This window comes from Sulfitobacter sp. R18_1 (genome assembly GCF_017743915.1).
Lineage (GTDB): Bacteria > Pseudomonadota > Alphaproteobacteria > Rhodobacterales > Rhodobacteraceae > Sulfitobacter > Sulfitobacter faviae.
In genome coordinates this window covers 105,528-128,230 of sequence record NZ_JAGHRG010000009.1, presented here as the reverse complement: position 1 = coordinate 128,230, position 22,703 = coordinate 105,528, and the positions used below count along the sequence as shown (strand labels likewise).

Annotated in this window: 24 protein-coding genes, 2 tRNA genes and 1 riboswitch; of the genes, 22 read left to right on the top strand and 4 right to left on the bottom strand. The window is 64.6% G+C overall.

Annotated elements, in window-relative coordinates:
- Positions 1-35: 35 nt before the first annotated feature.
- Positions 36-132: riboswitch (TPP riboswitch) on the top strand.
- A gap of 67 nt (positions 133-199) precedes the next feature.
- The 10 genes from thiD to J7392_RS17425 are packed head-to-tail and all read left to right on the top strand — an operon-like array spanning position 200 to position 7,626.
- A complete protein-coding gene (gene thiD / locus J7392_RS17470) occupies positions 200-1,003 on the top strand; it encodes a bifunctional hydroxymethylpyrimidine kinase/phosphomethylpyrimidine kinase (protein ID WP_209218695.1) in 804 nt (267 codons plus the stop codon).
- Positions 996-1,976, top strand: coding sequence for an FAD-dependent oxidoreductase (locus J7392_RS17465; protein ID WP_209218694.1), 981 nt, complete (start codon positions 996-998; stop codon positions 1,974-1,976). Before thiD ends, J7392_RS17465 begins: the two co-directional genes overlap by 8 nt.
- Positions 1,966-2,163: a sulfur carrier protein ThiS gene (gene thiS / locus J7392_RS17460; RefSeq protein WP_209218693.1), complete on the top strand. Its 198-nt coding sequence runs from the start codon at positions 1,966-1,968 to the stop codon at positions 2,161-2,163. Before J7392_RS17465 ends, thiS begins: the two co-directional genes overlap by 11 nt.
- A gap of 3 nt (positions 2,164-2,166) precedes the next feature.
- On the top strand, positions 2,167-2,928 hold the full coding sequence (locus J7392_RS17455; RefSeq protein WP_067260906.1) for a thiazole synthase: 762 nt from the start codon (positions 2,167-2,169) through the stop codon (positions 2,926-2,928).
- Positions 2,925-3,521 carry a thiamine phosphate synthase gene (locus J7392_RS17450; protein ID WP_209218692.1) on the top strand — a complete coding sequence of 199 codons (597 nt, stop codon included), beginning with the start codon at positions 2,925-2,927 and terminating at the stop codon, positions 3,519-3,521. The genes J7392_RS17455 and J7392_RS17450 overlap by 4 nt, the downstream gene beginning before the upstream one ends.
- Complete coding sequence (locus tag J7392_RS17445) at positions 3,518-4,480, top strand: HesA/MoeB/ThiF family protein (protein WP_209218691.1); 963 nt, start codon at positions 3,518-3,520, stop codon at positions 4,478-4,480. The genes J7392_RS17450 and J7392_RS17445 overlap by 4 nt, the downstream gene beginning before the upstream one ends.
- Before the next feature lie 38 nt (positions 4,481-4,518).
- Positions 4,519-5,466 carry an ABC transporter substrate-binding protein gene (locus tag J7392_RS17440; protein ID WP_209218690.1) on the top strand — a complete coding sequence of 316 codons (948 nt, stop codon included), beginning with the start codon at positions 4,519-4,521 and terminating at the stop codon, positions 5,464-5,466.
- Positions 5,463-6,146, top strand: a complete 684-nt coding sequence (locus tag J7392_RS17435; RefSeq protein WP_209218689.1) for a TenA family protein — start codon at positions 5,463-5,465, stop codon at positions 6,144-6,146. Before J7392_RS17440 ends, J7392_RS17435 begins: the two co-directional genes overlap by 4 nt.
- The gene (locus J7392_RS17430) at positions 6,113-6,880 is read left to right on the top strand and encodes an ATP-binding cassette domain-containing protein (RefSeq protein WP_348540709.1); all 768 of its coding nucleotides are present in this window, start codon (positions 6,113-6,115) and stop codon (positions 6,878-6,880) included. Before J7392_RS17435 ends, J7392_RS17430 begins: the two co-directional genes overlap by 34 nt.
- The gene (locus J7392_RS17425) at positions 6,880-7,626 is read left to right on the top strand and encodes an ABC transporter permease (protein WP_209218688.1); all 747 of its coding nucleotides are present in this window, start codon (positions 6,880-6,882) and stop codon (positions 7,624-7,626) included. The genes J7392_RS17430 and J7392_RS17425 overlap by 1 nt, the downstream gene beginning before the upstream one ends.
- A gap of 258 nt (positions 7,627-7,884) precedes the next feature.
- Here the strand turns inward: J7392_RS17425 and J7392_RS17420 are convergent, their stop codons facing one another.
- The gene (locus J7392_RS17420; RefSeq protein ID WP_209218687.1) at positions 7,885-8,232 is read right to left on the bottom strand and encodes a GNAT family N-acetyltransferase; all 348 of its coding nucleotides are present in this window, start codon (positions 8,230-8,232) and stop codon (positions 7,885-7,887) included.
- A gap of 451 nt (positions 8,233-8,683) precedes the next feature.
- Between J7392_RS17420 and hemN the strand changes: the two genes are divergently transcribed.
- The 4 genes from hemN (at position 8,684) to J7392_RS17400 (ending at position 13,698) form a co-directional block, all read left to right on the top strand.
- The gene (hemN, locus tag J7392_RS17415) at positions 8,684-10,039 is read left to right on the top strand and encodes an oxygen-independent coproporphyrinogen III oxidase (protein WP_209218686.1); all 1,356 of its coding nucleotides are present in this window, start codon (positions 8,684-8,686) and stop codon (positions 10,037-10,039) included.
- A 159-nt stretch (positions 10,040-10,198) separates the two neighbouring features.
- On the top strand, positions 10,199-10,543 hold the full coding sequence (locus tag J7392_RS17410; RefSeq protein ID WP_209218685.1) for a DUF3140 domain-containing protein: 345 nt from the start codon (positions 10,199-10,201) through the stop codon (positions 10,541-10,543).
- Positions 10,544-10,898: 355 nt separating this feature from the next.
- Positions 10,899-11,852, top strand: coding sequence for a TAXI family TRAP transporter solute-binding subunit (locus J7392_RS17405; protein WP_209218684.1), 954 nt, complete (start codon positions 10,899-10,901; stop codon positions 11,850-11,852).
- Between the two features lie 61 nt (positions 11,853-11,913).
- Complete coding sequence (locus J7392_RS17400) at positions 11,914-13,698, top strand: TRAP transporter fused permease subunit (RefSeq protein WP_209218683.1); 1,785 nt, start codon at positions 11,914-11,916, stop codon at positions 13,696-13,698.
- A 425-nt stretch (positions 13,699-14,123) separates the two neighbouring features.
- Here the strand turns inward: J7392_RS17400 and J7392_RS17395 are convergent.
- Positions 14,124-14,213, bottom strand: a tRNA-Ser gene (locus tag J7392_RS17395).
- Between the two features lie 247 nt (positions 14,214-14,460).
- Here J7392_RS17395 and J7392_RS17390 point away from each other — a divergent pair.
- The 7 genes from J7392_RS17390 to J7392_RS17360 all read left to right on the top strand — a co-directional run bounded on the left by J7392_RS17390 (position 14,461) and on the right by J7392_RS17360 (position 20,994).
- Entirely contained in the window at positions 14,461-15,354 is an 894-nt protein-coding gene (locus tag J7392_RS17390) for an SPOR domain-containing protein (RefSeq protein WP_209218682.1), read from the top strand.
- 22 nt (positions 15,355-15,376) lie between these two features.
- The gene (locus J7392_RS17385) at positions 15,377-16,567 is read left to right on the top strand and encodes a D-alanyl-D-alanine carboxypeptidase family protein (RefSeq protein ID WP_209218681.1); all 1,191 of its coding nucleotides are present in this window, start codon (positions 15,377-15,379) and stop codon (positions 16,565-16,567) included.
- Entirely contained in the window at positions 16,564-17,208 is a 645-nt protein-coding gene (gene tmk / locus J7392_RS17380) for a dTMP kinase (protein ID WP_209218680.1), read from the top strand. Before J7392_RS17385 ends, tmk begins: the two co-directional genes overlap by 4 nt.
- A gap of 52 nt (positions 17,209-17,260) precedes the next feature.
- Positions 17,261-18,373 carry a DNA polymerase III subunit delta' gene (locus J7392_RS17375; protein WP_209218679.1) on the top strand — a complete coding sequence of 371 codons (1,113 nt, stop codon included), beginning with the start codon at positions 17,261-17,263 and terminating at the stop codon, positions 18,371-18,373.
- 13 nt (positions 18,374-18,386) lie between these two features.
- Positions 18,387-19,193: a TatD family hydrolase gene (locus tag J7392_RS17370; RefSeq protein WP_209218678.1), complete on the top strand. Its 807-nt coding sequence runs from the start codon at positions 18,387-18,389 to the stop codon at positions 19,191-19,193.
- The gene (locus J7392_RS17365; RefSeq protein ID WP_209218677.1) at positions 19,193-20,002 is read left to right on the top strand and encodes an MBL fold metallo-hydrolase; all 810 of its coding nucleotides are present in this window, start codon (positions 19,193-19,195) and stop codon (positions 20,000-20,002) included. The genes J7392_RS17370 and J7392_RS17365 overlap by 1 nt, the downstream gene beginning before the upstream one ends.
- 62 nt (positions 20,003-20,064) lie before the next feature.
- Positions 20,065-20,994: an AEC family transporter gene (locus tag J7392_RS17360; RefSeq protein WP_067939491.1), complete on the top strand. Its 930-nt coding sequence runs from the start codon at positions 20,065-20,067 to the stop codon at positions 20,992-20,994.
- Between the two features lie 50 nt (positions 20,995-21,044).
- On the opposite strand, the gene J7392_RS17355 is transcribed toward J7392_RS17360, so the two are convergent.
- A tRNA-Leu gene (locus tag J7392_RS17355) sits at positions 21,045-21,128 on the bottom strand.
- Between the two features lie 134 nt (positions 21,129-21,262).
- Between J7392_RS17355 and J7392_RS17350 the strand changes: the two genes are divergently transcribed.
- Entirely contained in the window at positions 21,263-21,784 is a 522-nt protein-coding gene (locus J7392_RS17350; RefSeq protein ID WP_067266333.1) for a Hint domain-containing protein, read from the top strand.
- On the opposite strand, the gene J7392_RS17345 is transcribed toward J7392_RS17350, so the two are convergent.
- Complete coding sequence (locus J7392_RS17345; RefSeq protein ID WP_209218676.1) at positions 21,781-22,635, bottom strand: NAD(P)H-hydrate dehydratase; 855 nt, start codon at positions 22,633-22,635, stop codon at positions 21,781-21,783. The genes J7392_RS17350 and J7392_RS17345 overlap by 4 nt on opposite strands.
- Between the last annotated feature and the right edge of the window lie 68 nt (positions 22,636-22,703).

The window sequence follows — 22,703 nt, the reverse complement described above, 5'->3', positions numbered from 1 at the left end:
CTGTTGACCCTCTGAACGCCCCTCGCTAGCCTGCCGGAAATCCGTTGGGGTGCCGCAGGGCTGAGAGGTGAAAACCGACCCATCGAACCTGATCCGGGTCGTACCGGCGTAGGGAACGGAAGCAAGCATCAGCCCCATCCGGGCGGTCGTTTACCCCGTATCTCCATGCCCTTGGCCCATCTAACGAATGGGGGGCCGAATGGCGTTTCAAGCACTGACGATTGCGGGGTCCGACAGCGGCGGCGGGGCGGGGATTCAGGCCGATCTCAAGACCTTCAGCGCGCTTGGCGTCTATGGGGCCAGCGTGCTCACCGCGGTCACCGCGCAGAACACCCGCGCCGTCACCGCGGTCGCCATGATCGCGCCTGCGATGATCCGCGCGCAGATGGCGGCGGTCTTTGACGATCTGGCCATCGGCGCGGTCAAGATTGGCATGTTGGGCGACCCGGCCACGATCTCTGCCGTGGCCGAGGGGCTGGCCCACTGCCCCGCGCCCGTTGCGCTCGACCCGGTGATGGTGGCGAAATCCGGCGATGCGCTGCTCTCTGCCGAAGCGGTGGAAACCCTGCGCGACCGGATGCTGCCCCGCGCCCATGTGCTGACGCCGAACCTGCCCGAGGCCGCACGGCTGCTGGACACAGAAGAAGCCACCGACGAGGCCATGATGCTGGCGCAGGGGCGCGCGCTGCTGTCGCTCGGTCCCCGCGCGGTGCTGATGAAGGGCGGCCATGGCAAGGGCGAGACCTGCGTCGATCTGCTGATTTCCGAGGCCGACACCCTGCGCCTTTCCGCGCCCCGCCAGCAGACGGCGAACACCCATGGCACCGGCTGCACGCTCTCTGCCGCCATTGCCGCCGGTCTGGCGCGGGGCCAGCCTCTGCCGCAGGCGGTGGAGGCCGCCCATAGCTATCTGCAACGCGCCATTGCCGCGGCGGACGCCCTCAACATCGGCCATGGCCACGGGCCGGTGCATCATTTCCACGGCGTTTGGCCTCATGAGTGATGTCACCATCATCGGCGCGGGCGTGGCAGGGCTCTGGGCCGCGCGGGCCTGTCTGGCGCAGGGGCTGCGGCCCCGGCTCGTTGACCGCAAAGGCCCGCCCGGCCCGCACGGCTGTTCGTGGTGGGCGGGCGGCATGCTCGCCCCCTTTTGCGAAGGCGCGCTGAGCGAGCCTGCGGTGGTAACCCATGGGCGGCGTGCTGCGGCGCTATGGGGGGAGATCACGGAAGTCACCCATCGGGGCACGCTGGTCCTCGCCCCCGAGCGGGACCGCGCGGAATTGCAGCGTTTCGCCGCCCGCACCGAAGGCCACAGCGACTGCGACGCCGAAGCCATCGCGGCCTGTGAGCCGGACCTCGCCGGGCGCCATCGCCGCGGGTTGTTCTTTGCCGAGGAAGCGCATCTGAACCCGCGCCAAGCGCTGCAAGACCTGACCCATGCGCTGGCCGCCGAGGGCGTGACGGTTGAGACCACGGCCCTCACCCCTTCGGAGGTCACAGGCCCGGTGATCGACTGCCGTGGCATGGTGGCCCGCGACGCTCTGCCCGGTTTGCGTGCCGTGCGCGGGGAGATGATCCTGCTGCGCGCGCCTGAGATCGCCCTCACCCGCCCGATCCGCCTGCTGCACCCGCGCCACCCGCTCTACGTCGTGCCGCGCGGGCAAGGCATCTACATGCTGGGCGCGACCCAGATCGAAAGCGCCAGCCGCAGCGGCATGACCGCCCGCTCGGCGCTGGAACTGCTCTCAGCCGCCTATGCGCTCGACCCGCGCTTTGCCGAGGGCGAGATCATCGAGATGGGCGCCGACCTGCGCCCGGCTTTCGCCGACAACCTGCCCGGCATCGTGCAGCGCGGGGCGGTGCTGCATCTGAACGGGCTGTTCCGGCACGGCTTTCTCATGGCGCCCGCCTTGGCCGAACAGGCTGCGGGCTTTCTGGCAACAGCGACAACGGGGGATTTATTCCGTGAAGATTGAAGTGAACGGCGAGCCGCGTGAGGTCACCGCCGCGCAGCTTGACGCAGCATTGGCAGAGCTGGGCTGGGGCGAGGCAAAAGTCGCCACCGCCCTCAACGGCAGCTTCGTTCCCGCAGGCGCGCGGGGCGAGACCATGCTAAGCGACGGCGACCGGCTCGAAGTGCTCAGCGCCATGCAGGGGGGCTGAGCGATGCGCGATTTCTACGGCACCGCCCTGCCCCTGCCGCTGATGCTGGGCACCGCGCGCTACCCCTCGCCCGCAGTGATGGAGGCCGCCTTTCGCCAAAGCGCCGCGCCGGTCGCCACGGTTTCGCTGCGCCGCGAACAAGGCGCGGGACAGGCGTTTTGGGACATGGTGCGCGGCTTGGGCGTGCATCTGCTGCCCAACACCGCCGGCTGCCATTCGGCGCGCGAGGCGATCACCACGGCGCAGATGGCGCGGGAGTATTTTGGCACCAATTGGATCAAGCTGGAGGTTATCGGCCATGCCGACACCTTGCAACCTGACCCCTTCGGGCTGGTCGAGGCTGCCGAGGCGCTCTGCGCCGATGGCTTCGAGGTTTTCCCCTATACCACCGAGGATCAGGTGCTGGCCGCGCGGCTGGTCGATGCAGGCTGCCGGGTGCTGATGCCTTGGGGTGCGCCCATCGGCTCTGGGCTGGGGCTGAACAACCTGCACGGGCTGCGCAGCCTGCGGGCGGCATTTCCCGATGTGGCCATGGTGATCGACGCGGGCCTCGGCCTGCCCAGCCATGCGGCACAGGCGTTGGAGATGGGGTTCGACGCAGTGCTTTTGAACACCGCCGTGGCTGAGGCCCGCGACCCCGCCGCCATGGCCGAAGCCTTTGCGCTGGCCTGCCGCGCGGGCGCGCTTGCAGCCGCTTCCGGCCCCATGGGCCAGCGTGACATGGCCGTGCCCTCCACCCCCGTGATCGGAAAGGCTTGGCTATGAGCTTGCCGCGTTTCTACCCCGTCTTCGATAGTGCCGCATGGGTCGCGCGGGCCGTGCCCTTGGGCGTGAAGCTGGTGCAACTGCGCATCAAGGACGCGCCGGAAGACCGGCTGCGGGCCGAGATCACAACCGCGCTCGACCTCTGTCGCCAGCACGGCGCACTGCTGGTGGTGAATGACCACTGGCAACTGGCGATTGAACTGGGGGCCGATTGGCTGCATCTGGGGCAAGAGGATTTGGACAGTGCCGACATCCCCGCGATCCGCGCCGCCGGGCTGAAGCTGGGCCTGTCGACCCATGACCATGCCGAGCTTGACCGCGCGTTGGCTCTCGCCCCCGATTACATCGCCCTCGGCCCCGTCTATCCGACCATTCTGAAAAAGATGAAATGGACCGAACAGGGCCTCGACCGGCTGACGGAATGGAAGGCGCGGATCGGGGATATCCCGCTTTGCGCCATCGGCGGCATGTCTGTCGCCCGTGCGCCGGGGGCCTTTGCCGCCGGGGCCGATACGGTGGCGGCGGTCACGGATATCACGCTGAACGCAGACCCCGAAGCGCGGATGCGCGAATGGCTTGAGGTGACGGCATGAGCCGCTACGCCCGCCAGACGGTTCTGCCGCAAGTCGGCGCCGAGGGGCAAGCGCGTCTCACGGCGGCGCATGTGCTGGTCGTCGGGGCCGGAGCGCTGGCGGTGCCTGTGCTGCAATATCTCGTCGGGGCCGGTGTCGGGCGGATCACATTGGTCGACGGCGATCAGGTGGCCTTGAGCAATCTGCACCGCCAACCGCTCTACCGGATGGACGATATCGGCAGGCCCAAGGTCCGTGCCGCCACCGAGGCGATGGCGGCGCTGAACCCCGAGGTGACGCTTGTCCCGCGTGCCGAATGGCTCACCCCCGCCAATGCGCCCGCCCTGCTGGCGGACTGCGATATCGCCCTCGACTGCGCCGATACTTTCGCCGCCAGCCTGACCCTGTCGGACGAAGCCCGCGCGCAGGGCAAACCGCTGATTTCAGCCTCGGCCCTTGGGCTGTCGGGCTATGTCGGTGGTTTCTGCGGGGGCGCCCCCTCGCTCCGCGCCCTCTTCCCTGACCTGCCGCAGACGGCAGCGACATGTGACACGGCGGGCGTCTTGGGGCCGGTGGTCGGGATGATCGGCGCGGCACAGGCGCAGATGGCGCTTTCGGTCCTGCTGGGTCTCACGCCCTCCCCGCTGGGGCAACTCATGATCTGGGACTCCGCGCAATGGCGCATGTCGGGCTTTCGTTTCGACAGCGCGCCCGAACCTGCGCGCGCCGCGGGTTTCATCGCCGAAAGCCAGATCACCCCGCGCGATATGGTCATCGACCTGCGCGCCGAGGCGCCCGCGCCTTTCTCAGCCCAAGCGCGCCATGTCCCGCCCGAGGCGCTGCCGGACCTGCCGTTGCCAGCCGATGCACCCCGCATCGTGCTCGCCTGCCGCACCGGCCTGCGCGCGCATCACGCGGCCAACACCCTCCGCCCCCGCTGGCCGGGCGAGATCGCCCTGCTCGCCCTCCCGGGCGCCTGACCTTTTTTCCCGCATAAACGATATACTGGAGACCCTTCGTGAAAAACATCCTCGCCCCCCTTGCCCTGACGCTGATCGCAGCCCCCGCCTTGGCCCAAGACAAGATGACCGTCATGCTCGACTGGTTCGTGAACCCCGATCACGGGCCGATCATTCTGGCGCAGGAAAAGGGCTATTTCACCGATGCGGGGCTGGAGGTCGAACTCGTCTCCCCCGCCGACCCGAATGAGCCGCCGCGCATGGTGGCGGCGGGCCGGGTCGATCTTGCGGTCTCTTACCAGCCGGAACTGCATCTCGCCCAGCGCGAGGGGTTGGACCTGCGCCGCGTGGGCACGCTGGTCGAAACCCCGCTCACCTGCCTCGTCGTCCGCGCCGATGGGCCAGTGCAGGAGATGGCGGACCTCAAGGGCCGAAAGGTAGGTTTCGCCGTGGCGGGCGTGCAAGAGATGCTGCTGGATGCGATGCTGAGCCACAACGGCGTGGCGCCTGCCGAGGTCGAGCAAATCAACATCGGCTGGTCGATCTCCCCCGCGCTAATGTCGGGCCAAGTCGACGGGGTGATCGGCGCGTTCCGCAATTTCGAGCTGAACCAGATGCAAATCGAAGGCCATGAGGGCCGTTGCTTTTACCCCGAAGCCGAGGGCGTGCCCGCTTATGACGAGTTGATCTATGTCGCCCATGCCGAAGAGATGGACCGCGAGATGATCGCCCGCTTCCTGCGTGCCACCGAACGGGCCGCCGCCGATATCGTAAACGACCCGGCCGCCAGCGGAGAGGTCTTCTTTGCCTCCGACGCCGAGCTGCGCAACGAGTTGAACACCCGCGCGTGGGAAGACACATGGCCCCGTTTCGCCACCCGCCCCGCCGCGGTGGACCACGGGCGCTATGACCGGTTCGAGACCTTCATGCAGGCAAGCGGCGTGGTGGAAACCGTGATCCCCGCCGCCGATCTGGTGGTCGACGTCACAGCGCAGGCGAAACCATGATGGCGCCCGATTACGGCAATGCCTTCGCCGCTTGGCGCGATGGTGCCGGAGAGACATGGCGGGCCTATACCCGCCATGACTTTGTCGAACAGCTGGGCAACGGCAGTCTGTCGCAGGCCAGTTATCTGCATTACCTGCGGCAGGACTATGTTTTCCTCATCCACTTCGCCCGCGCGTGGGCCCTTGCCGCGGCCAAGGCGGAAACGCTGGATGAAATGGCCGCCGCGAGTGCCACGGTCCATGCGCTCGTGCATGTGGAGATGCCCCTCCACGTGGAAACCTGCGCAGGCCATGGCATCGACCGCGCCACGCTTGAGGCCACGGCAGAGGCCCCCGGCAACCTCGCCTATACGCGCTATGTTTTGGAGGCGGGCTATTCCGGGGATTTCCTTGACCTGATGGCCGCCCTCGCCCCCTGCGTTCTGGGCTATGGTGAGATTGGGTTGGCCCTGCGGGGCAATGACGGCCCCTATGCCGATTGGTGCGCGGTCTATGGCGGCGAGGAGTATCAAGCACTGTGCCGCGATGTCGGAGCGCTGATCGATGGCGCGCTAGCGCGGCGTCTGGGTGCGGATTGGCAAACCCTGCCCCGAGCCAAGACCTTGCAAAAGCGTTTCAACACGGCCACGGCGCTTGAGGTTGGCTTTTGGGACATGGCGCTGTCGCCCGCGGCAGCATGACCGCCCCTGTGGTGCATCTATCGGGCGCGCTTCACGGCGCTGCGGGCCTCTTGATCGACCATTTTGATCTTACCCTCAAGGCCGGGCAATGGAACGTCTTGCTCGGCCCCTCGGGTGTGGGGAAAACCTCGCTGCTGCGTCTGCTTGCGGGTCTGCCCACTGTGGCCCGGCTGGAGGGCCGTATTGCTGCCGATGACGACCGTCCCCTCGCCCCCCGTGTCGCAATGATGGCGCAGGACGATCAACTGCTGCCTTGGGCGAATGCGGTTGAGAATGTCACCATCCCCGCCCGGCTGCGCGGAGAACGGGCGGACCCTGACCGCGCCGCAGCACTTTTGGCCGAGGTCGGGCTTCGCGCGGAGCTGCGCCGGAAACCTGCCCAGCTTTCCGCCGGTCAGCGCCAGCGCGTCACCCTCGCCCGCACGCTGTACGAAGACCGCCCCGTGGTCCTGCTGGACGAACCGTTCTCGGCCCTTGATGTGGTGACCCGCCTTAAAATGCAGGATCTAGCGGCGCGGCTGCTTTGCGGGCGAACCGTCGTGCTGATCACCCATGACCCGGCGGAGGCCCTAAGGCTCGCCAATCACGCTTGGATCGTGAGCCGCCATGGGGCCGCCCCCTGCCCCTTGCCCAAAACGCCGCCACCGCGCCGGATCGACGCCCCCGAGACCCTCGCCGCCCAAGCCGATCTGCTGCGCCGCATGGGGCTGGCCTCACCCGCGCAGGTCGCCTGATGGTATCTACGCTGCATAAATTATGGCGCGGCATGGTCTGCTTCGCACTCGCCGTCGCGATTTGGCAGCTTGTTGTTACCCTCAGCGGCGTGCCGCGTTTCATCCTGCCGGGGCCTTGGCTTGTCTTGCAAGCGCTGGGCGGGAATGCCGCGCTGCTCTGGCAGAATGCGCTGTGGTCGGCGGGCAATCTTGCGCTGGGCCTAAGCTTAGGCATTTTCCTCGGCATCGAGACGGCGCTGTTGCTGACCCTCTCGCGCCGCGCGCGCTGGCTGCTGCGCCCGATGCTGGTGGTGGCTCAGGCCGTGCCGGTCTTCGCCCTCGCCCCGGTCATCACCCTTTGGCTCGGCTACGGGATGCCCTCCAAGATCGTGACCATCGCGCTGGTCACCTATTTTCCCATCGCCTCGGCCCTCTTCGACCGGCTGATGGCGCTGCCCCCGGGCCTGCGCGATCTGGCGCATCTCTCGGGCGCCAACCGCTGGCGCGAAACACTGCTGCTGCGCCTGCCCCACGCCGTGCCGGGCCTAATCTCGGGCCTGCGTCTGGCGGTGGTCTATGGCCCTCTCGCGGTGCTGATTGGCGAATGGGTCGGCTCCTCCCGCGGGCTGGGGCATCTGATGCTGATGGCCAATGGCCGCGGCCAAACCGCGCTCATGTTCGCGGCCCTGATCGTGCTCGCGGCGCTGTCGCTGCTGCTCTGGTCCGCGGTCGAAGCGCTCGCCCGCTGGACGGCACGGCGGTTTTAGGTGCCTTGGAACCCCATGGATAGCGTGATGCTCGTATGCGGCACGGCATGGTGATCCGCGCCCCAGCGTCCGCGGATATCCGGTCACAGCCAAAGTTATCGGCTATGTGAAATGGTTAATCGATGAAACCGACCCCGTCGGGCGCGGGTTCACCATCACCTAAAAGCTAAGACGTGATAATTGGCCGCCGCAACCTAAGTGGCGGCCATTCACCTGATAGCCAGAGGCAAATACACATGCCCCTTTCGAATATTCCGGTCAGTTCAACGACAGCTGCGCGACACATTCGGCCCCGCGGCAACGTATCTCTCCCCCTTCTTCGATGCAGAGCTTTTTGATCGCGATATTGCTGCGTAAGAAGTTCACATCCACCGTCTCAATATTTCGCGCGCGCGCTTCGGCCAGACCGCGATGGAAGAGCCTCCGGCCATAGCCGCGCCCTTGATAAGCGTCCTCAACCGAAAGCCCGATCTCCGCATGGGTGCTGTCAATGCAATGAAGCTCCAGTATCGCACGCAAAGCATCATCGCATTCGACGCCGAGCGTCAGGTCGGGGTTGGAGCCCCGAACCACGCGCAGCAAGGCATCATCGTTAAGCTGGCCCATGAACCTGAGCTCCCGCGAGGCGGGGCTAAGTCTTTGGTAATGTTCGCATAGGGTCTGCTTTAGAAGCGGGAGGGGAACGGAAAGAAGTTCTGGAACGGCGGTGTGCATGATGTCTCCAATCTCAAGTCCAAGATGGGAAGCCGACCCGCCCGGAGTAGAGATCGAACAGGGCAGGAGAAATGCGCTGCTTGCATAGGTAGCCGGCACGTTTGCTAATCCAGCCTGTGGCGCGCGCCGCGAGAATAGCGCGCTGCTGCCCTCGCCATCCTGTCGTCTTTCGTGCAGTTCCGGCAAACCGCAGGCGCGGCGTGCATCAATCCCGCGACGGCCTACGTCCCTAAACGTCCACCGCCCCCTCCACGTCTGCTCTCAGCCAATGCGCTGCGCAATTTTTGCGTCCGAATTGATCCAGCGCAAAGACCGCAGAACGGCGGCCCCCTAAACCGGTGCCATGGAACAGATACAGATGCTCGAGGCTCTCGGCCTCTTCGACGCGCGCGTGCCGCGCTACACCTCCTATCCCACCGCGGCGGCCTTCACCTCCGCGGTGGGCGCCGCGTTTCAGCGCTCAGCGCTTGGCGCGTTGGACCCCGGCGCGCCGGTCTCGGTCTATGTCCACATCCCCTTTTGCGAGCGGCTGTGCTATTTCTGCGCCTGCCACACGCAGGGCACCAAGACGCTCAGCCCTGTCGAGCGCTATATCGAGGCTCTTGAGGCCGAGCTTGAGCTTCTGCGCGCCGCGATGCCTGCGGGCATGCGGATGGGGCGGATGCATTGGGGTGGCGGGACACCGACCATCCTACCGCCCGCCCTCATCGACCGCCTGAACCGCGCCCTTCATCAGCTCTTCACGCCGACCGAGGATTTCGAGTTCTCCGTCGAGATCGACCCCACCCAGATCGACCCCACCAAAATCGCCGCCCTGCGCGCGGCGGGCCTCACACGGGCCTCTATCGGCATTCAGGATTTCGACCCTGAGGTGCAGCAGGCCATCGGGCGCCTTCAGTCCTTCGAGGTCACGCGCCGCTGTGTCGATCAGTTGCGCGCCGAGGGGGTCACCTCGCTCAATACTGACTTGGTTTACGGCCTGCCTCATCAGACCATGGCCCGGCTGGAGGATACGATCGACAAGACCCTGTCCCTTGCCCCGGATCGCGTGGCGCTTTTCGGATATGCGCATGTGCCATGGGTCGCGAAACGGCAAAAACTCATCCGCGAGGCGACACTGCCCGACGCGGTCGCACGCTATCACTTCGCTGAGAGGGCCGCGGCACGCTTCGCCGCTTCGGGCATGGAGGCAATCGGCATTGATCATTTCGCCACGCCGCAGGATGGGCTGACCCAAGCAAAGAACAACCGCCGTCTGCGCCGGAATTTCCAAGGCTACACCGATGACAATTGCCAAACCCTGATCGGCCTCGGCGCCTCGTCAATCTCGCGTTTTCCGGGGGGCTACATACAGAACGCCCCCGCGACGGCGGCCTACACCGCGCGCATCGCCGATGGCGACTTGCCCGGTACGCGCGGCTACGCCTTGGACGATACGGACCGCATGACCGCGCGGGCGATCGAATGTCTGATGTGCGACTTTACCCTTGACCTGAACGCCTTGGCAGAAACCTTCGGCGCGCGGGCCTTCGATCTCGCGCCCGAGTTAAAGGCCATGGCAACCCGCTACACGCCATTCGTGCGCTTGTCCGGAACGCGCCTCGGCATCCTGCCCAAAGGTCGCGCCCTGACCCGCATGATCGCATCACTGCTCGACCAGGAGGTGCCGGAGGGCATGCGCTATTCGCAAGCTTCCTGAGCTTTATCCGGCCCGCCCGAGGCGCGGGCCGTTCGGACACTGACAAGCTAATGGCAGACCGATCGGCGCGCGCCTCGCCGACCGTGGCGGACCGCTGTGACCCTTGGGAACAAAGCGCGCGCGGGCCGGTTTCTTCCCAGTAATGGATTGGGAAAGAAAATGTCTTCATCGAAATCGAAGGACGAAATCTGGGACGAGTGGCGCGATCTGGTCAACATGGCACCGGCGGAGCTTGAGGACTGGCTGGAGACCGAGGAGTCCAAGTCCGTGGGCGACAGCGGAAGCGGTGAAAGCACCGGGCACAAGTCCGGCCGCCGGATCGTCAAGATCAAACGCACCAACAAGGACGACCTGACCGACGATCAGTGGGATCACATGGCAACCGTCGTTGGCTATATCAAACGGCATCTCTCCCAAGGCGGGCCGAAAGATGGTGTTGAAGACTCGAAATGGCGCTATTCGCTGATGAATTGGGGCCATGATCCTCTAAAGGGCGATAGCTGACGAACTGCGCCTTGCCCGATTGATAAGGGTATGGACCTTTGATCGGGCTTCGACCTTGGCGGAGGCGCGCAGACAGTTGCGCTTCTTCGCATCTCAAGCGTCGATATCTTTCGCCCTCTATGGCCTGCGATCCGCGCATCGCAGAACTGGTTGCGGGGCGCAGCGAACCTGCCGCCTCTGCCATCTTCGCCCCCGCGAGGCCGAAACGGCCCACCGTATTGCTCTGCAAGAGCCACCCAACAGCGAACCCCATTCTCGACAATGCCGTAGTGTGCTGCCACAAAGTCACCTAAAGGCAGTCCCGCGCATGTTTCGCCGGGAGAACGTTCGCCTTGCGCTTGGAGGAGAAAAAACCATGAATGCGTTGAGACAAACTATTTGCGCGGCATTGGCCCTAGGGCTTGTGGGGGGCGCCGCAAGCGCCGAGACCCGTGTGACCTATAAGTCGGCCAAATCGGGCTCGTCCTACTATCAAATGGGCGTAGAGCTTGCCGAAGCCATGAAAGCGGGCAGCGGCGGAGACATCTCGGTTACCGTGGAAGAGAGCCAAGGATCGGTTCAAAACGTCATGGAAGTCCGCGCGCGCGGGGCCGATTATGTCTTTACCACCCCGCCCTCCCTCGTTGGTCTGGCCCAAAACGGCAAGGCCATGTTCGAAGGCAAGACCGCACCGGCTTTCGATGAGATTCGCGCGCTTTTCCCGATCCCATCGCTGACCATGCATTTCGTGATGTCTCAGGACAGCGGCGCCACCGCGCTTGCGGATCTGGAAGGCAAGAGCATCCTCCTGGGCAAAGGGTCTTTCGGCGCGACCGAAGGCGCGAAGTATCTGGATATGTTCGGGCTGGCAAACAGTGTGGAGATCGCGGATGCGGAATTGAGCAACGCCGTGGCCGCTTTGAAAAACGGGCAGATTGACGGCTTTGTCACTGCGGGTTCATTCCCGGCGCCAAATGTCGTCGAAGCCGCCGCTTCCACCCCCGTGACCGTGGTCCCGTTGTCGGACGAGCAGATCACCCAATCCAAACGGACCCGCATTGTCATTCCGGCGGGCACCTATGCGGGCCAAGAGCAGGATGTGACCACAACGTCCCTGCCCGTCGCCGCCTTCACGACAACCAAGATGGACGATGAAACGGCTTATCAACTGACCAAGACCTATTGGGAAAACAAGGCCAAGATGGCCGATACTTCGCCTTGGTGGGGCAATGTCACGCCTGAGTTGATGGCCAATATCACCACTGAACTGCACCCCGGCGCGCTGCGCTATTACGAAGAAGCCGGGATCGCGACAGAGACCTCGCAATAACAGGTTGCGCGGCGCGGGTTTTCCGCGCCGCGCTTGCCCAGCCAAAGCCGGACCCCCATAGATGACAAATCTCCCCGAAAGCCGATTGGCGGCGAGTTTCTGGATCGCGCTGGCCATCGCGCTGGTCAGCTATCACTTGGCTTTGGTGTTTTCGGGTCTGGTGCCGAACCTGATCAGCAGGCCGCTGCATATGGCCTTCATCCTGCCCTTCGCTTTGGTCTTTGACGCGCAGACGCCGCTGCGGCGGATCACTGGCAGCATCTTGGCCGCATTGGGCATCGCCGCAGCGCTTTGGGTGGCATTCAACAGCGATGCGCTTGGCGATCAATACGGGTTCATCGAAAGCAACTTCCAGCTTGCCGTGGCGGTGACCCTGCTCTTGGTGGTGCTGGAAACGGCGCGGCGCGTGATCGGTTGGCCCTTGCCACTGGTCGCCGCACTGGCCCTGCTCTATGGCCTGTTTGGGCAGCATATTCCCGGCGAGTTCGGCCATTCCGGCACGCCGATCGAAAGCTATTTCGGAACACTGACCATCGCCGAGGGCGGCATCTGGGGAACGCTCACCGGTGTCTCGGTCTCTGTCGTGGCGATCTTTGTCATCTTCGGCGCAGTTCTGAACGCTGGCGAAGCGGGGCAAGGTTTCATGAATGTCGCCGCCGCCGCGGCGGGGCGGCTGAAAGGCGGCGCGGCGAAGGTGTCTGTTTTGTCGTCGGCGCTCTTTGGGTCGATCTCCGGCTCGGCCTCCGCAAATGTCGCTTCCACCGGCGCGATCACCCTGCCCGCGATGACCAAGCTTGGCTATCCCAAACGCCTCGCCGCCGCGGTCGAGGCCGTGGCCTCCTCAGGCGGGCAAATCATGCCGCCCCTGATGGGCGCAGGCGCTTTCGTTATGGTCGAGCTGACCGGCGTGCCCTACACCGGCATCATGGCTGCCGCCGCGCTTCCGGCGGTGCTTTACTTTGTGGCGGTCTGGGTTGGCATCAACGCCTACGCGCAGCGCTTCGCCCTCAAAGGGATCGCAGAAGCGGATCGCCCCGCATTGCGCGACGTGGTTGTCACATCGCTCTTCTTTCTCGTCCCCTTCTCGGTCCTGCTATGGGGGATGTTCGTCGCGCAGTTCACGCCGGAATATGCGGCGGCTATCGCGATCCTCGCAGCGGCGCTGCTCTTGTTCTTCAATGCGCAGCTCACTTTCGAGCCGCGCCAGATCGCCACGCGAATGGCAAGTGCAGTTCTCAATGCCGCGCGGCAGGTTGCCCTGATCGCCTCCATCATCCTTTGCGCCTCAATCATCATCGGTGTGCTGTCGATCACCGGGCTTGGCGTGAAAATCACTTCTCTCATTCTGGCGGGGTCTGGGGGGCTTCTTTGGCCGTCCCTGCTGCTGACGGCGCTTGCCTGCCTCATCCTGGGCATGGAGGTGCCCACCACGGCGGCCTATGTGATCTGCGTCTCCGTCGCCGGGCCTGCGCTCATTGAACTGGGACTTTCGCCGCTTCAAGCGCATCTCTTTGTCTTTTGGTTCGCGCTTCTCTCGACAATCACGCCCCCGGTCTGCGGCGCTGTTTTTATCGCCGCGGGAATGATTGGCGAGAATTGGTTGAAGGTCGCTCTGACAGCGATGGCGCTTGGCATTGGGCTCTACATTATCCCGCTCGGTATGGTCGCGAACCCGGATATGCTGACCCTTTCGGACGCCCCATTGGCAGCTCTCTTGGCGGCTGGTCGTGTCGCATTGGGGCTGACCCTGCTTTCATACGGGTTGATCGGCGCGCGACGGCCCGTGCCGACGCTCGCGCTTTGCACAGGTGGGCTGGCTGTTGTGTTTTCTGGCCTGTGGATTTGAGCGCGCGGCGTTAGAGCAGGCGATTGGTCATGTTGATGGTTCGAAGCAAACGCGCGAACCAATTCGCGCTCTATTGGAGGCGTGACCTGTCACTGAATTTTCATCCAGCCGCGCCCGGAGCCCGATTAGTCTTTACAATAGATGCCTTGCGGAACTCGATACTCCGTGGGCATTTGATCGAAGACAGCTTTGTTCGGCAAAATTCAAACAAGGCGTCACGCAGTTCACATAAAATACGGACGTGTATGGTCCCTCCCTAAATGCAGGTGAAATTTTGATAATAAAAACCGTCTTCTACAACAAACGTTATTAATTTGGCCCACTTAGGATCACATTTTAGGGCAGCTTTTGTGGGGTGGATTAAAGGCTGGACGCCCAGCCAGACGAGAAAGGTTTTCAAAGCCACATATATTCAGCTGAACAGCTGGCGGAGGAGGTGGGATTCGAACCCACGGTACGCTCTCACGCACGCCGGTTTTCAAGACCGGTGCATTCGACCACTCTGCCACTCCTCCGCAGCACGCTCCTCCTAGAGCGCCGGGATTGATTCGGCAAACGCACATTTTCGCGGCCAGCCCCCCGCGCCCCTTTGGGGAAATTCGCCGATCTGCCCTGCGCGGTCTTTTCAAGCGCTGCCCGGTCGGGTTACTCTGCGCCAAAGCCCCTTTTAGAGGGGCGCAGGGCGTGCCGATCCAACGGCGCGACATTCTCGCGGGACATGGGTCGCGGCGCGCGACGACAGCAGGCAAGGACATCAAAGGCATGAGCAGGGATAATCAACCGTTGCGCATCAAGAAAAGCCGCGCGGCGGGCTTGGGCGTGGGCATTCTGGCAGTTGGTTTGCTGGCCGGTTGCGAGGGCGGTGATTTCAAACTTCCCTTCGGTGCAAACGAAGGTGCCAGCGCGCCGCGCAGCACCTCGACCAAACTCGTGGAACGTGATGTCGAAGCACCTGAGGTTTTCTCAGCCACGGATGAGGGTCTTTGGGACGGGCGCCCCTCGCTCGGCGGGGTCTGGGTGGCGCATCCGGACGTCACCGAACCTGAACGCGTGATCGTGCGCAATGAGGCGAACGGCAAATTCGTCATCGGTGCCCTGTTCCGGCGTGAGCGCGAATTGCCCGGACCCAAACTGCAAATTTCTTCGGATGCCGCCGCCGCGCTTGGCATTCTGGCCGGCGCTCCGGCGCCGCTGAACGTGACCGCTTTGCGCCGCGAAGAAAGCGCCGCCCCGGAAGAGAGCTTTGAGGCCGAGAATAGCGGTGACGCTGCAGCCACTCTCGCCAGCCCTGCCCCTGTCACCGCCACGGCGCTGGCCCCTGCGCCGACGGCCAGCACCGCTGCCCCTGCCACCGCCAAACCGGCGGCCAAACCGCCCGCCCCTGCGGCCCCGAAACCGGCGCGCACGGCGGCTGGTGCGAAACTGTCCAAACCCTACGTGCAACTGGGCATCTTCAGCGTGGAGGCCAATGCCACCCGCACCGCCAAACAGATGCGCGGCGCCGGCATGGTGCCCACCGTCAAGCAAAGCGCGATCAACAACAAACCCTTCTGGCGCGTGGTGATCGGCCCCGCCACCAGCAAATCCGAACTCGATACCCTTCTCAAGAAGGTCAAGGCCGAGGGCTTTACCGACGCCTACGCCGTGTCGAACTGACAAACCGGAGGAAATGCTTCCTATGATCCGCCTTTTTGCCGCCGCCGTGGCGCTGGTGCTGACGCTCCAGCCCGCCGCCGCTTTCGATACCCGCGCCACCGCCGCCTATGTGTTGGACCAGACCACCGGCACCGTGCTGCTGGCCAAGAACGCGGATGAGCCGCTGCCGCCCGCCTCCATGTCCAAGCTGATGACACTTTACATGGCCTTCGAGGCCGTGGAGCGTGGCAAGCAGAACGGCGGGCTCGATTTGGTCGAGAAACTGCCCGTCTCAGAGCACGCCATGTCCTATGGCGGCTCGACCATGTTCCTCGACACCACCGACCGTGTCTCGGTCGAGGACCTGATCCGCGGGATCATCGTGCTGTCGGGCAATGACGCCAGCGCCGTGATTGCCGAAGCGCTGAGCCCCGATGGTACCGAATACGGCTTTGCCCGGCTGATGACACAGCGCGCGCAGCAGATGGGGATGACCAATTCCACCTTTGCCAATTCCAACGGCTGGCCGCAGGCGGGGCATCTGATGTCGGTCCGCGATCTGGGGCTGCTGGCCAACCGGATCATCACCGATTTCCCGCAGTTCTACCCGCTTTTCGCCGAACGTGAGTTCGCCTTTGATGGCCGCGCGCCGCAGAACAAGACCAACCGCAACCCGCTTTTGGGTCTGGGCATCGGCGCGGATGGCCTGAAAACCGGGCACACCAATGAGGCGGGCTATGGGCTTGTCGGTTCGGCCAAACAGGGCGACCGCCGGGTGATCTTTGTCCTTTCGGGTCTCGACAGCGCCGCCGCCCGCGCGCAGGAGGCTGAATCGGTGGTCAACTGGGCCTTCCGCCAGTTCACGCAGCGCGATCTGGGCGAAGCGGGCACCCGCATCGCAGAAGCCCCCGTGGCCCTTGGCACGACCCAATCGGTCGGGCTTGAGCTGAAAGACGATCTGTCAATGCTGGTGCCTGTCACCGGCGGTGATGAGGTCGAGGCCGAGGTGATTTACACCGGCCCGTTCCAAGCGCCGATCACCAAGGGCGACGAATTGGGCGAACTGGTGGTCGACCGGGGCGATTTGCCCGCCATGCGCGTGCCGCTGGTGGCCTCAACTTCCATCGCGCCGGGCGGTTTCATGGTCAAGATGACCGCCGCCGCGCTGCATCTGATGAACCGCCTCAACGCAGGCCCGCAGGCAGCCCCCACCGTGGAAGCGGAAGCTTCGTGACCAGCGCAGAGAAGGCCCGCGCGCCGGGCCTCTTCGTCACTTTCGAAGGCATTGATGGCTCTGGCAAGTCCACCCAAGCGCGGCTTTTGGCGGATCATCTGACGGCACAGGGCCATGACGTGGTGCTGACCCGCGAACCGGGCGGCAGCCCGGGGGCCGAGGAAATCCGTGCGCTTGTCTTGCAGGGTGATCCCGACCGCTGGTCGGCGCAGACGGAAATCTTGCTCTTCACCGCCGCCCGCCGCGATCATCTTGAACGCACCATTCGCCCCGCGCTCGACGCCGGAAAGGTCGTGATCTGCGACCGTTTCGCCGATAGCACGCGGATGTATCAGGGCCTTTCGCGCGGCGATCTGCGGCAGATGGTCGATGACCTGCATGCGCTGATGATCGGGGTAGAGCCTGACCTGACCCTCTTGATCGACATGGATCCGGCCCATGGCCTTGAACGCGCCCTCTCGCGCCAGACGGCAGAGGAGCGGTTCGAGGATTTCGGCGTGGAACTCCAAGCCAAGATGCGCGCGGGTTTTTTGAGCCTTGCCAAGGAATTCAGTGACCGCTTCCATGTGATCGACGGGGGCCGCGACATCGACAGCGTGACCCGTGACGTGACCGCCTGCGTCACCGCGCGATTGGGCTGATCCACGCGCCCTGCCCGCTTCCCTCTGCGGCGAAACATGCTAGACCGAGGCCATGACAGACGACGCCCCCCAGCCAGACCGTGTGGAAGGTGCCCGCCACCCGCGCGACACGCCGAAACTGATCGGCCAAAGCGCCGCCGAGGCTGCCTTTCTCGACGCTTTCAACAGCGGCAAATTGCATCACGCATGGATGCTGACCGGCCCGCGCGGTGTGGGCAAGGCGACGCTGGCATGGCGCATCGCGCGGTTTCTTTTGGCGACCCCCGACCCCGATGGCGGGATGTTCGACCTGCCCCCGGCCGAGACGCTTGAGATCGACCCCGACCACCCGGTCGCCCGCCGCGTCGCCGCCGGGGCCGAGGCGGGGCTGAAATCCGTCACCCGCACGCTGAACCCCGACACCAAGAAAATGCGCAAGCAGATCGTCGTCGATGACATCCGCGCGCTGAACGGTTTTTTCCAGATGTCCGCCGCCGATGGGGGCCGCCGCGTGGTCATCATCGACGACGCGGATGAGATGAACCCCAATGCCGCCAACGCGCTGCTCAAGATGCTGGAGGAACCGCCCGAGCGCGCCGTCCTGTTGCTGCTCAGCCACCAACCCTCCAGCCTGTTGCCCACCATCCGCTCGCGCTGCCGCACCCTACGGCTCGGCACGCTCAACGCGGGTCAGATGGCCGAGGCGCTGGCCGGCTCGGGTGTGGAGGTCGAGGACGATCCCGCCGCCCTGGCCGAGCTTTCCGGCGGGTCGGTCGGCGGGGCGCTGCGCCTGTCGCTGATGGGCGGGGTGAAAACCTATGCCGATCTCGTCGGGCTGCTCTCTTCGCTGCCGCAACTCGACCGGGGCCGCGCCATCAAACTGGCCGAAGCCGCAGCACAGCGCGGGGGGGAGGCGAAACTCGACCTCCTCTTTACTCTGCTGGACCTGCTGCTGGTGCGTCTGGCCCGCACCGGCGCCACCGGTGCGCCGCCCGCGCAGCCCGCCTGCGCCGATGAGATTGCCGTGCTGCAACGCCTTTCGCCCAGCCCCGCACAGGGGCGCGCATGGGCCGACGCGGCGCAGCAGATATCCGACCGCGCCCGTCACGGGCTGGCGGTGAACCTTGACCCTGCCGCGCTGGTCCTAGATACCCTGCGGCAGATAGGCCAGACGGCGCCAAGATAGCCGAAAGGACAGCATGACCGACACGCCCCAGATCACCGACAGCCACTGCCACCTCGATTTCGAGAGCCTGCAAGAAGACCTGCCCGGCGTCATCGCCCGCGCGGCGGAGGCTGGCGTTACCCGCATGGTCACCATCTGCACCCGGCTAAAGAACGAGCCGAGCGTGCGGGCCATTGCCGAGGCGCATGAGCCGGTGTTCTACGCCGCAGGCACCCACCCGATGTCCGCTGCCGAAGAGCCGCTCACCTCGGTCGACGAACTCCTCGCCCTGACCCAGCACCCCAAGATGGTCGGCATTGGCGAGACGGGCCTCGACTACCACTACACCGCCGAGAGTGCCGAGGTGCAAAAGACCTCTCTGCGCATCCATATCGCGGCGGCGCGGGAAAGTGGCTTGCCGCTGATCATCCATGCCCGCGATGCGGATGACGACATGGCCCGCATCCTGCGCGAGGAACATGCGAATGGCGCCTATAGCTGCGTCATGCATTGTTTCTCCTCCTCCGCTGCGCTGGCCCGTGCCGCGCTTGATCTGGGGTTCTACCTGTCGATGTCCGGCATCACCGCCTTCCCCAAATCGCAAGACCTGCGTGATATTTTCGCCGCCGCCCCGCTCGACCGTATCTTGGTGGAAACCGATGCGCCCTATCTCGCCCCGCCGCCGCATCGCGGCAAACCGAATGAGCCTGCCTTTACCGCCCATACCGCCCGCAGCGCGGCAGAGACCTTCGGCCTCGACTACGCCGATTTCGCGGCCCGCACGCAGGAGAATTTCGAGCGTCTCTTCGCGAAAGCCGCCGCTTGGGAGCCTGCGCGCTGATGGCTGACCTGCGGGTGACCATATTGGGCTGCGGCTCCTCCGGCGGGGTTCCGCGGATCGGCGGCCATTGGGGCGCTTGCGACCCGAATGAGCCTAAGAACGCCCGCCGCCGCTGCTCGATCCTTGTGGAGCGGGTGACGGAGGCAGGCACGACCACCGTCTTGATCGACACCTCCCCCGACATGCGCAGCCAACTGTTGGACGCAGGCATCGGGCGGCTCGATGCGGTGATCTACACCCATTCCCACGCAGATCACGTTCACGGGCTGGACGATTTGCGCATGGTGGTGATGAATATGCGCGCGCGGTTGCCGGTCTGGGCCGATGCGCCCACCCGGGACGCGCTGATCGAACGGTTTGGCTATGCCTTCGTGCAGCCCGAATGGTCAAGCTACCCGCCCATTCTCGACATGCATGAGATCACCGGCGAGGTCAGCATCGACGGCCCGGGTGGCACCCTGAAGTTCAACCCCTTCACCGTCACCCATGGCAATATTGACGCGCTCGGTTTTCGCTTTGACGATATCGTCTATCTGCCCGATGTCTCGGCCATCCCCGAGGACTGCTGGCCGATGATGGACAACCTGCGCTGCTGGATCGTCGACGCCCTGCGGCGGGAGCCGCATCCGACCCATAGCCATCTGGCGCAGACCCTTGGCTGGATCGACCGGGTGGCGCCGCAGACGGCGGTCCTGACCAATATGCACAACGACCTTGATTACCACACCGTCGCCGCAGAGACGCCGGATCACATTCAACCGGCCTATGACGGGCTGACCCTTCATTTCCCCCTTCCCCATTCAGACTAGGCAGCGCCGGGCGCGGGCCTGAGGGTCGGCGCCCCCGCCGCACCCCATAAGGCCCCTTTCAAGTGCAAACTCTTTTAGACGTCATTCTGCCGGTCTTTCTGGTCATCGGCTTTGGTTATGTTGCGGTCTGGCGCGGGCTCTTCCCCGTCTCTGGCATCGACGGGGTGATGAAATTCACCCAGAACTTCGCCATCCCCTGCCTGTTGTTCCAAGCCATTGCCCGCATTGACCTTTCCAGCAGCTATGACCCACGTCTTCTGAGCAGTTTCTACGGCGGGGCGGCGCTGTGCTTTGCACTTGGCATCCTCGGCGCGCGGGTGCTCTTTCGCCGCGATTGGGAGGACAGCGTGGCGATCGGATTTTGCTGCCTGTTCTCGAACTCGATCCTTCTGGGCCTGCCGATCACCGAACGCGCTTATGGGCCCGAGGCGCTGGCCGGGAACTATGCGATCCTGTCGTTCCACGCGCCCTTTTGCTATGGTTTGGGCATCACGGTAATGGAATTCGTGCGCAACCGCGGGCAATCGGGCCTGTCGCTGCTGCGCAACGTCAGCCGGGCGATGTTTCGCAACGCGCTGGTGATCGCCATCCTTGGGGGATTTGCCGTCAACCTCAGCGGCTTGCCGATCCCCGGTGTGGTGGATGACGCGCTGTCGCTCATTGTCCGCGCCGCTCTGCCTGCCGCCCTCTTTGCGCTTGGCGGGGTGCTGCTGCAATACAAGCCCGAAGGCGACATGAAAGCGATCCTCATGGTCTGCGCCATCGCCCTCTTGGTACATCCCGCGCTGGTCTGGAGCTTTGGCACCATGTTTGACCTGCCGCAGGCGGGATTTCGGTCCGGCGTGCTAACGGCGGCCATGGCACCGGGGTTCAACGCCTATATTTTCGCCAATATGTACGGCCGCGCGCGCCGTGTCGCGGCAAGCTCGGTGCTGATCGCGACGGGCAGTTCGATCTTGACGGTATGGCTTTGGTTGACGGTTCTGGGCTGAACGAAAGCATCCGCGAGAAGCCTGCAATATCCGTCATTTAGAGGGGAAAGTGGTGCGGGTGAAGGGACTCGAACCCCCACGCCATAGGCGCCAGAACCTAAATCTGGTGCGTCTACCAATTCCGCCACACCCGCACTGCACCAACCGGTGCCCGCGCTGATTAGCAAACCCGCGCGGCAAATGCGAGAGCAAAAAAGCACAAGACATTAACCGGATGTTTGCATATGGTTGGTGATACCTGAGGCAGGTACAATAGAAAGAGACGCCCATGAAACCGAATACGGTCGGGTGCGTAGGCGGCAAAGATCGCCATGGGGGGCAGTTTTCCCCATTCGCTGCGCTGGACACCGGTCTTGTGCAGGGCGCCCTTATTCTGACGCTGGATGGTGAAATCCCGGTTGAGTATCTCTCGGTCGGGGATCGTGTCATTACGCGCGACAGTGGCTTTGCAAAAATCCTTCATATTCAACGCACAACCCGTAGCGTGCGGCGCATCGCGCTGGCGGCGGGCTCATTGGGCCACACACGGCCCGAACGGGACGTCGCGCTTGCCGGGGATCAGATGGTGCTGGTGCGGGATTGGCGCGCGCGGGCGCTTTTCAATTCCGAACGCGCCTTGGTCGCGGCGCGGGCTTTGGTCGACGATGAATTCATCACCGATTTGGGGGAGGAAGAGACGACCCTGATCCAGATATTCTGCGACGGCCCGCATGTGATCTATGCCGACGGGCTGGAGCTTGGCACCGCCGATGCCGCCCGCGCACGCGGCGCGGTTTTGCACGCGGCCTAAACCCCCAAGTCCCGCAGCACCTGCGGCATCAGATCGGGCAGGTCCTCGGCGATCAGCCCCGGCCCATGCAGCAGCGCTGCCTCGGCATGTATCCATGCCGCGGTGGAGGCTGCTTCGACCGGGGCGATCCCCCGCGCGAGCAGCCCGGTGATAAGCCCCGCCAAGACATCGCCCGCCCCAGCGGTGGCCAGCCAAGGGGTTGCCCGGTCTTGGGTCGCATGGTGGCGCCGCACCTCCCCCTCGGGCGTGGCGATGATCGTCTCCGGGCCTTTCAACAGGACCACGCAACCGAACCGCGCGGCAGCCTCGCGCGCGGCCTGCGCCTTGGCCCCCTCACCCTCAGCCTTCGCTGCCTCGGCCAGATCTGGGGCGAGCCGGGCGAACTCCCCCATATGAGGCGTCAGAACGCAGCCGTCGTGCAGGGCGTCGCGCAGATCCGCATCTTGCGACAGCAGGGTGATTGCATCGGCGTCCAACACGACATGCGGCGCGGCGAGGGCTGCTTTGACGAGCCCCGCTGCGCGCGCGCCCAATCCCAAGGCTGGCCCGAGGCAGAGCGCGTTGATCCGGCTGTCTTCGAGCGTTTCGGACAATGCCGCGCCATCCGGTATCCGCTGCAGCATGACCGCCGTGAGTTGCATCGCCGCTTCAAGCTGCGCGGCGGGCGGCACGCCCAAGGTCACGGCCCCTGCCCCGATCCGCAGCGCCCCGCGCGCCGCCATACGCGCGGCCCCGGTCTGGCCCGGCCCGCCGGATAGGACGAGCGCATGGCCGTGGTCATATTTATGCCCCGGCTCTTTGCGCAGTAAATCGACGTTCAGGCTCTCGCGGGTGATCTCGGAAATACGCATGCGAAGGGATCTAGCAACTGCCGCCCAAAGGTACAGCCCGGAGCCGATTCACGAATGCTTATTTTTTA

Coding starts and splice junctions, on each gene's coding strand:
- thiD (WP_209218695.1), top strand. CDS start 200: ATGGCGTTTCAAGCACTGACGATTGCGGGGTCCGACAGCGGCGGCGGG.
- J7392_RS17465 (WP_209218694.1), top strand. CDS start 996: ATGAGTGATGTCACCATCATCGGCGCGGGCGTGGCAGGGCTCTGGGCC.
- J7392_RS17455 (WP_067260906.1), top strand. CDS start 2,167: ATGCGCGATTTCTACGGCACCGCCCTGCCCCTGCCGCTGATGCTGGGC.
- J7392_RS17450 (WP_209218692.1), top strand. CDS start 2,925: ATGAGCTTGCCGCGTTTCTACCCCGTCTTCGATAGTGCCGCATGGGTC.
- J7392_RS17445 (WP_209218691.1), top strand. CDS start 3,518: ATGAGCCGCTACGCCCGCCAGACGGTTCTGCCGCAAGTCGGCGCCGAG.
- J7392_RS17435 (WP_209218689.1), top strand. CDS start 5,463: ATGATGGCGCCCGATTACGGCAATGCCTTCGCCGCTTGGCGCGATGGT.
- J7392_RS17425 (WP_209218688.1), top strand. CDS start 6,880: ATGGTATCTACGCTGCATAAATTATGGCGCGGCATGGTCTGCTTCGCA.
- J7392_RS17420 (WP_209218687.1), bottom strand. CDS start 8,232: ATGGGCCAGCTTAACGATGATGCCTTGCTGCGCGTGGTTCGGGGCTCC.
- hemN (WP_209218686.1), top strand. CDS start 8,684: ATGGAACAGATACAGATGCTCGAGGCTCTCGGCCTCTTCGACGCGCGC.
- J7392_RS17410 (WP_209218685.1), top strand. CDS start 10,199: ATGTCTTCATCGAAATCGAAGGACGAAATCTGGGACGAGTGGCGCGAT.
- J7392_RS17405 (WP_209218684.1), top strand. CDS start 10,899: ATGAATGCGTTGAGACAAACTATTTGCGCGGCATTGGCCCTAGGGCTT.
- J7392_RS17400 (WP_209218683.1), top strand. CDS start 11,914: ATGACAAATCTCCCCGAAAGCCGATTGGCGGCGAGTTTCTGGATCGCG.
- J7392_RS17390 (WP_209218682.1), top strand. CDS start 14,461: ATGAGCAGGGATAATCAACCGTTGCGCATCAAGAAAAGCCGCGCGGCG.
- J7392_RS17385 (WP_209218681.1), top strand. CDS start 15,377: ATGATCCGCCTTTTTGCCGCCGCCGTGGCGCTGGTGCTGACGCTCCAG.
- J7392_RS17375 (WP_209218679.1), top strand. CDS start 17,261: ATGACAGACGACGCCCCCCAGCCAGACCGTGTGGAAGGTGCCCGCCAC.
- J7392_RS17370 (WP_209218678.1), top strand. CDS start 18,387: ATGACCGACACGCCCCAGATCACCGACAGCCACTGCCACCTCGATTTC.
- J7392_RS17365 (WP_209218677.1), top strand. CDS start 19,193: ATGGCTGACCTGCGGGTGACCATATTGGGCTGCGGCTCCTCCGGCGGG.
- J7392_RS17350 (WP_067266333.1), top strand. CDS start 21,263: ATGAAACCGAATACGGTCGGGTGCGTAGGCGGCAAAGATCGCCATGGG.
- J7392_RS17345 (WP_209218676.1), bottom strand. CDS start 22,635: ATGCGTATTTCCGAGATCACCCGCGAGAGCCTGAACGTCGATTTACTG.